5 protein-coding genes are annotated in these 7,897 nt (G+C 56.3%); 2 read left to right on the top strand and 3 right to left on the bottom strand.

Annotated elements, in window-relative coordinates; all coding sequences use genetic code 11:
- Positions 1-400: 400 nt before the first annotated feature.
- Together HDF15_RS14315 and HDF15_RS14310 are read right to left on the bottom strand one after the other, a co-directional pair.
- Complete coding sequence (locus HDF15_RS14315) at positions 401-1,528, bottom strand: arabinan endo-1,5-alpha-L-arabinosidase (RefSeq protein WP_184256650.1); 1,128 nt, start codon at positions 1,526-1,528, stop codon at positions 401-403.
- Between the two features lie 81 nt (positions 1,529-1,609).
- Positions 1,610-5,281, bottom strand: a complete 3,672-nt coding sequence (locus HDF15_RS14310; RefSeq protein ID WP_184256648.1) for a TonB-dependent receptor — start codon at positions 5,279-5,281, stop codon at positions 1,610-1,612.
- 321 nt (positions 5,282-5,602) lie between these two features.
- Between HDF15_RS14310 and HDF15_RS14305 the strand changes: the two genes are divergently transcribed.
- Entirely contained in the window at positions 5,603-6,121 is a 519-nt protein-coding gene (locus HDF15_RS14305) for a GrpB family protein (protein ID WP_184256646.1), read from the top strand.
- 141 nt (positions 6,122-6,262) lie between these two features.
- On the opposite strand, the gene HDF15_RS14300 is transcribed toward HDF15_RS14305, so the two are convergent.
- On the bottom strand, positions 6,263-7,138 hold the full coding sequence (locus HDF15_RS14300; RefSeq protein ID WP_184256644.1) for an alpha/beta fold hydrolase: 876 nt from the start codon (positions 7,136-7,138) through the stop codon (positions 6,263-6,265).
- A 193-nt stretch (positions 7,139-7,331) separates the two neighbouring features.
- Here HDF15_RS14300 and HDF15_RS14295 point away from each other — a divergent pair, with 193 nt between their 5' ends.
- Positions 7,332-7,862, top strand: a complete 531-nt coding sequence (locus tag HDF15_RS14295) for a TetR/AcrR family transcriptional regulator (RefSeq protein ID WP_221314427.1) — start codon at positions 7,332-7,334, stop codon at positions 7,860-7,862.
- Positions 7,863-7,897 lie beyond the last annotated feature (35 nt).

Here is a 7,897-nt window from a genome sequence, read left to right as displayed (position 1 = left end):
TACGTGGGTCTGCATGGCGTATCTTCCTCCGGATGGATTATCTGTGCCTCGAGCACGTACCAGGAAGGTACGCCGCTCTTCATACCATCTGAGCGGAGCGTCCCGCATTTGGGGACGCGTAGTCGAAGGACCCCCAGAGACTTGATATCACCCAAGATGTCGGGACCTTTCCCGCACGAGAGCTCAGGCTCGAGCGCTTGAGGTAGAAAAGGTGCAAAAGGCTCGGGCAAGATGGCAACTCTCGGGGTCCTTCGACTTCGCGTCCCCAAAAGCTGGGACGCTTCGCTCAGGATGACGATTCTGTGGTGAAACATAACAAAGAGCTATGAGTGCATCGATTTTGGCTGCGATCTAAAACAGGATCTCCGATTCGGCCTTCAGCATATTCCAAGAGGCAATCCTACTTCGCGCTGTCTCCTTCTAACGCTGCTTCGGGCCACCCGTCTTTCCAACCCAGAGTTGAGATGTGCAAGGCGGGATGGCCATCCGTTGCGCTATAGGCGTGAAAGACGATTAGGTCTTCATGATCGAGATGCAGCAGAGACTCACCACCTGGTCCAAGCCATTGTCCGTTAGCCTGCAGCAGCGGCGATCCTCCGCCTTCCAGCATCGGCTTTCCGTCGCGATCTACGTAAGGCCCGGTAACCGAAGTAGATCGCCCGACCATCGTGCGGTAGGTGCTCTTCAGGCCTCGGCAGCATAGATCCCAGGAGACGAAGAGGTAGTAATACCCTCCGTGCTGAAAGACAAACGGTGCTTCGATCGCTTCCGTGTCAGGAGGGAGGTTGGGGTTGCGGGGTTGAGCCAGAGAGCCTGGCCGGCGCGAAGCCAATGAGTAGAGCTTCTCATCTGTCTTTGAGAGCAGTCCGGTATGGCGGTCCAGGTGGCGCATCTTTATGCCGGTCCAGAAGCTGCCGAACGAGAGGTACGCCTCACCCTTGCTATCAAGAATGAGATTGGGATCGATAGCGTTGAAGTCATCCGTCGCGAGCGAACGGAGTACCAATCCGCGATCTACCCACTTGTACTTAGGGCTTGAGGGATCAAGCGTTTCATTGGTCGCCAGCGCAATGCCGGAGGTGTTTTTCCCGAAGGCCGAAAACGCGTAGTAGAGGTGATACAGGCCATCGAAGTAGGAGACATCCGGAGCCCATAGCTCCTGCGTCTCCGGGCTCATCTGCTGAATCCATGTGGGAATCGAAGGAAAGATCGCGCCACATCGCTTCCATACCTTCAGATCCGGCGAGCAACGAATCGCTAGTTGCGGCAGTTGGGCTGTCGAGGGGCGTGCGGCTCCGGGAACCGGCGGTGTCGGAGGAGCGCTCTCGACACGAGGTGGCCGCACTGCGCCCGTCGCAAAGACATAGTACTTTCCATGATCGACGGCGATCGATGGATCATGCGTTCCCGCGTACTCTCCCGAAAGAGTCAGCGCCTGCGGAGCACTCCCCTTCTCTTGTGCGAGTGCTCCCTGCAGTGCAAGCGAGGCGCTCGCAAAAACGATCAAGGTACCAAGAATTCTGTTCATGCTCATTCCTTTTCAACGAGGTAATCCAAAGAAGAAAAACAGTACGAGCAGGCTGAACAACAGCCTGCTCGTACTACCCTGTTAGTAACGGATCTTCAGCACAACCTGCATGCTTCTTGGCGCATCGTTCAGGCTGGTGACCTGCCCGAAGTTGATATCGTTGATGCCCGAATCAGGCTTCCCCCATCCATGCCGATTGAAGACGTTGAAAGCCTCCAACCGCAGGTCGGCACTGATCTGATTATGGATCGGAATGTGCTTATTGAGGTTTAGATCTTCATTGAAGAAGGCCGGTGTGCGCACCTCCGCCGTATTGCGAGGCAGGTCGCCGAAGTGGAAGGGACCGGTTCCGCGGTGCGCTGCATCGTTGACGTCGATGAACGCATTGCGGTTCCAGAAACCGGTGGGGTTGTAGAGGTTCGTATTATTTCCGGCCGGAGACACATAGGCCAGTGGGTTATAGCGTCCGCTTGCTGCTGCTGGCGTCTCGATATCGGTGCCTACCGCGCGGCTGAACCGGATTGCGCCATCGAAGTACGGGACTCCCAGCGCACCGAAGAAACCGATGGGCTGCCCGCTCAAGTAACGCTGAACTCCGCCGACACGGTATCCGCCGATCAAAGCATTGACCAATGGGTTTGAGGTTCCAAGAAACCGTTTGCCCTTGCCGACCGGCAGCTCATACAGGTAGCTGATTACGAAGTTCGTAGGCACATCCTGCGTGCTGAGTGCCCGCTCGGCCTTGAGGTTATAGGGGTTTTGCGTTCCACTCTGTCCCAGCACCGTGGCCTGGTAGGGCTGAATGGAATCGGCGTCTGTATAGGTCTTGGACCACGTGTAGGACATCAGCAAATTGAGACCATCACGGAACCGGCGCTCCAGTTTTACTTCCATAGCGTTGTAGGTCGACTGCCCACGGTCCTGCAGGTAGCTATCGTTATTGAGATAGCCATACTGCGGGAACGGCAGCAGTGCCTGGCCTACCACCCCATTCGTGATGTTGAAGAAGTTAGCGTAGGGTGCGGTAATTCCAGCCGCAACCCCTGCAGCGGATTGCACCGGCGCGGTGATGGTATCTCCCAGGCCAAAGTTCGACGGGTTGATCGAGTTGGCCCAGTAGACCAGCGACCGAAGCCGCGTTCCACGTTCTCCGAGATAGCCAATCGTCAGGATGAGGTCGGGAGCGAGCTGGGCTTGTGTCTCGAGTGTCCAGTTCTGCACCATCGCCGGCTTGCCATCGGTCTTCGCCACATAGTCAGCAACGGAGGCACCGCCAACCAGGAGCGCTGGATCAATCGTCGGCGTCAGTGACAGTGGAGGAGGACCCGCATCCAGCGCGCCGGAAGGAACAAAACCATCCGTAGTTTCACCAGGAGTTACGGTCGTAAAGCCCGCGCTCAGGCCCTGCCCGTAGTCGGCATAGATCAAAGGACCGTACATGATCGAGTAAGCTGAGCGGATCACAAAGCTATCGTGCAACCAGCCCGGAGCATAGGAGAAGCCGACGCGGGGCTCGAAATTCTTATAGTAGGTAGAGGCAAACTGCTCATTTTTGTTGCCATCGCGTCCCGGGCCAACACCGCCGAACCTCATCGCACCGAGAATGCCGTTTGCCGCAGGGTTAGGGATCGTCGGATCGAAGCTGGAGATATCGCCGTCGGCCTCGTGCCGTGGAGTGTCGATGCTGTAGCGGAAGCCGAGGTTGACTGTCAGGTTCCTCCGCGCCTTCCAGTCGTCCTGCGCATAAGCCGCGTAATAGTGCTGAATCCAGCGCGGAAAGTGAATCTGCAGCGAGCGGCTGGTATTAGTCGGCGCCCCCAGCAGGAAGCTGGCGATACCGTTGCCGCTATCCGCCTCGGCATTCACCTGATTGGTACCGGCTGTCTGTGAACGAGCGAAGTTGAAGGTTCCCGCGGCCGGACCGTTATTGATGTAGCTGAACTGCTGCCACCGGTACGTACCGCCAAAGCGGAGGCTGTGTTGCCCCTTCTGCCAACTTACGTTGTCGTCCAGCAGAAGAGCGTTGTCGACGTTGTCGTCAAAGTTCGGGCTTCCCAGTGCGGGCAGGTTCTCGCCAATGTTGAAGGTCGGGAACGTGGTCCCCGGAGAGGTGGTGTTTGGAATACCTAGCTGTGCGTCGTAGTTGATCCCCAGGAGAGAAGCCGGAGCGCTATTAAAACTGTTGATGCGATTGCCGCCAAAGGTGACCTGGTTGATGAGGTGCGGCGTAATCGTGAAGTCGTATCCGATACGAATCAGCTTGGCATAGAAGTCCTGCAACTGCGATCCGCTGTTCACCGGCCCCGGAAGATCCGCAACACCGGAGTCGAAGTTTTCACGAGCGCTGCCGAAGGCGAAGAGGTGATGGCGCGTGCCGAAGTTCTGGTCGATACGCAGTGAATCGGCAACCTGATTGACTACCTCATTGGTCGCGTAGGAGTAGTTCTGCGTTCCGCTGCCGACATAGTTCTGGCGCGGAATCAGAGCGAGGACCTGCGTTGCGATCTGGCTGCGACCGATCGGCACCTGGTTATTGACGAAGGGCATACGGCATTCCACGCCATTCACACGCGTGGTCGTCGTGGGGTCGAAGATCTGTCCGGAGAGAATGGGATTCCCCGTGCAGGGATTCGTCAGACCGGCGACCGGAGCGCCGAGCGTGGCGGAAAAATCACCGATCGCTCCGTTGCTGCCGTTGAGCAATCCGCGTTGCGCATCGGTCGGAACCGTGGAAAGAACGGTATGGCCAAAGCTGCTGGGAACCTGCTCAAAGCTGAAGAAGAAGAAGGTCTTGTCCCGGCCGTTATAGACGTGCGGGATATAAACCGGGCCACCCAGGGTCACACCATAGTCCTGGTGCATGTCGGAGGGGCGGCGGAAAGCCACCAACGAATCCTGGGTACCGCCATTGATGATCGCGTTGCCCTTATTGAACCAGTTGTTCGCGTCGAAGATAGTGTTCTTGAAGTAGTCGTACACCGTACCGTGATACGAGTTTGTGCCTGACCGGGTCTTGAAGTTGGCAATACCGCCAGTGGTGCGTCCCAGGTATGAAGGCAATGCCAGGGTCTCTACGCGAAACTCTTCGATGGCGTCGAGAGAGGGCGTCATCTGGTCGAAGAACCCGGTTCCATTCTCGGAGCGCTGCGTGCTGATGCCATCGAGCAGGTTATCGCTGCCAAAGGTCTGGCCGCCACCAATCTTGACATAGGTTGTGCCGCCATTCGTACCCGTTCCCACCGCTCCAGGAGTCAGGAGGGTGAGCGCCACCAGGGAGCGCATGGCACCGCCAGCAAGAGACGGCAGATCCTGCACCTGGGCTTCTGTCAGCACCGTGCCGACGTCCGAGGTCTCCGTCTCCAGCGACGGACCGTTGGCGACCACCGTTACGGTCTCGCTGACCGCTCCGGCCGACAGCATAAAGTCATGCGAGGCACGCGTGGTTACATAGACCGGCAATCCGGTGACCTGCGCTGCCTTGAAGGTGGGAGCGGTAACGCTGATGTCGTAGTTGCCTGGACGCAGCGAGGTGAAGACATACGCACCCGAAGACGAGGTCGTGGTCTTGTAGACCGAACCTGACTGTCGCTCGGTCGCAGTCACCTGGGCTCCGGGAATGACGCCGCCTCCGGAGTCGGTCACGGTTCCTGCCATCGATCCGGTGTTGATCTGGGCTACAGCGATCATCGAGCCCAAACAAAGGAGGATCAGGAACACTCCTAATTTCACTGTGGTTTTATAAAAAACAGTCATAACGCTCCTCTAAAAAGTCCTTGCCACGCAGCCCAGTGCCCTATGGGAAAACATTTACTCAGGTAAGTTTCGGATTGAATCCCAAAAAGACAGTCATGTTTCCAAACCCTTAAGTAAACCTTTTCTTAAATGACTGGAGATGTTCTCTCGATGGAACATTTCCACGTTTCTTCCAGCGCGATTTTTATATCGGCTGCCAACTGCGAGTGTCAAGCGGGTTTCGAAAAGCCTGCAAAATCGTGCTTTGGGGTTCCCTTCTTCACGGTCTACAGCGAGCGAACCACGGCAGTCGAGACTGGCGCAAATATACTGAAAGCACCCATGCCAACCACAGTGATCGTCGTAGAGTACGATCCAAGCTGGCCCGCACTCTTCCGGTTCTTTCGCGAACGGCTGGCGAGGGCGCTTGGCAGCATGGCCGCCGCCATAGAACATGTCGGCAGCACTGCCGTTTCGCATCTGGCAGCGAAGCCCATCATCGATATCGACGTGCTTCTGGCGGATGAGGCAGACCTTCCAGCAGCTATCGATCGGCTTGCAGACATTGGCTATGTCTACCAAGGGGACCTTGGCATTCCAGGACGTGAGGCTTTCCTGGCTCCTGCGCAGGATTCTCCTCATCATCTCTATGTCTGCCCACCACAAAGTCGAGAGTTTCAAAAGCATCTGGCCTTCAGAGACTACCTTCGCGCCCACCCTGAAGAGGCAAAAGAATATGGCGATCTAAAGCAGGCACTTGCGTTGGAATTCAAGGACAATCGCTCTGCCTATATTGACGGAAAAACCGAATTTGTAGCCAGAATGACCGACCGAGCGATGGCGACCAAGGCAAGAGTCTAGCGATTTCGAGTTGCGTGTAATTTAGCAGCGGCGATAACTTCCCGCAAGCCGACTTCCCGTTACCAATCAGTCGCTCGAAGCGTGGTCAGGAACGAGAAGTTGGCTAGTCGATGTTGCGAATGGAACAACAACAGCAGCCTTTCATGATTGCAAGAAGTCCATAACGAGATTCGTGGTTCCTTCTGGGTTCTCCTCCATAATCCAATGTCCGGAGTCTGGAACAATTGCCTCCTGCACGTTGGTGGCGACAACGCGCATCACAGCCGCCATCATCGGACCGAATGCCGCTTCGCCTCCAATCGCGAGCACGGGCATGGTGAGTTTGCCCTTGGCAAGATATGTCTTGCTGTCGAGTGCGTCCTGTCCGAAGGCAGCGAACTGTGCGAAGCCCGCTCGAATCGCGCCGGGCATCGCATAGAGCGCCGCGTAATGCTGGCGTTTCGCTTCATCGAATCGCTCGGGGTGGAGGGAGAATTCATTCCAGAAGCGGTCGAGATAGATGCGTTCACGGCCAGCGACAAGGCGCTCCATGTCGGGGCCGCCGAAGCCAAACTGCCACATGCGGGGGTCTTGAACGATCTGCTCCCAAGGCCCGACTCCGGGAAGAGGTGCGTCGATGGGCACGAAGCGGGTCACCCGATCGGGGAATCCTACGGCGAAAGCATAACCAACCATATTTCCGATGTCATGGGTTACAAAATCGGCGCAAGACACGCCAAGTGCATCCATCACGCCTGCCACATCGTTGCTTTGCGTCTTCTTGTCGTATCCTCCCGACGGCTTGGAAGACAATCCAAGTCCGCGCAAGTCGGGCACGATGACAGTATGGTCTGCTGCAAGTACCGAGGCCAGCGGAACCCACATATCTCCGGTTGTACCAAAGCCGTGCAGTAGTATCACCGCCGGTCCTTGACCGCCCACACGCGTGTGGATTGTCGCACCGTTTGTTTCGATTTTGCGGGTCTCGAAGGTTGAGGGAAAAGATATCGAACCGGTACTAGAGTCGCTGAGGCTCATGATGTACTCCTGATTTGAGATGAGGACAGACCAGTTCTTCCATTTACAGATCAACTGGTCTATAAATACATACATGGCGAAACGCGAAAATGCAAATATACAGATCAATCGATCTACAAATAGTGCGGGCAGCTCCAGACGTGATCGTGGCAGACCACGTGAGTTCGATCGAGATCACGCGTTAGGGAAAGCGATGCGCCTCTTCTGGTCGCGCGGTTACGATGCGATCTCGATGGCGGATCTGCGTGCCGAGTTGGGGATTACGCAAGCAAGCCTCTATGCGGCGTTTGGAAGCAAAGAGCAGTTGTTCCGCGATGCCGTAGATCTCTATCGTCAGACCGCAGGCTTCAGCACGACGGATGCTCTTGCAAAAGGAGCAAATGCTCGCGAAGCCATGCATGCCATGTTGCAGGCTGCCGTGGATGCATTTTCAGCGCCCGATGCACCTGGAGGCTGCTTACTGATTCTGGGAGCCACCAATTGCGCCGTGGAGAACAAAGCGGTACAGGATCATCTGTTATTCATACGTCGCCAGATATCCCAAGCCATCCTTAATCGCCTAAAACAAGGACAACAAGATGGGGATGTCCCGAAAACAGCACCTGTCGCTGCTCTGGCCGCGTACTACACCACCGTTCTTCACGGACTCGCCCTCCAGTCCAGGGATGGTGCTTCTCGCAAGACGCTCACGCAGATCGTAGAGCTTGCCATGGCAAGAGATTAACTCGTCAGTTAAAAGAGTCAGTTCCAAAGGATTAG

This window comes from Granulicella mallensis, assembly GCF_014203225.1.
In the GTDB taxonomy this organism is placed as follows: Bacteria; Acidobacteriota; Terriglobia; order Terriglobales; family Acidobacteriaceae; genus Granulicella; species Granulicella mallensis_A.
The sequence above is the reverse complement of the archived record's forward strand: the minus strand, read 5'-3'. Positions and strand labels throughout refer to the sequence as shown.

Bases quoted from the DNA above. Each gene is read 5' to 3' on its own strand.
- HDF15_RS14315 (WP_184256650.1), bottom strand. From the start codon at position 1,528: ATGAACAGAATTCTTGGTACCTTGATCGTTTTTGCGAGCGCCTCGCTT.
- HDF15_RS14310 (WP_184256648.1), bottom strand. From the start codon at position 5,281: ATGACTGTTTTTTATAAAACCACAGTGAAATTAGGAGTGTTCCTGATC.
- HDF15_RS14305 (WP_184256646.1), top strand. From the start codon at position 5,603: ATGCCAACCACAGTGATCGTCGTAGAGTACGATCCAAGCTGGCCCGCA.
- HDF15_RS14300 (WP_184256644.1), bottom strand. From the start codon at position 7,138: ATGAGCCTCAGCGACTCTAGTACCGGTTCGATATCTTTTCCCTCAACC.
- HDF15_RS14295 (WP_221314427.1), top strand. From the start codon at position 7,332: ATGCGCCTCTTCTGGTCGCGCGGTTACGATGCGATCTCGATGGCGGAT.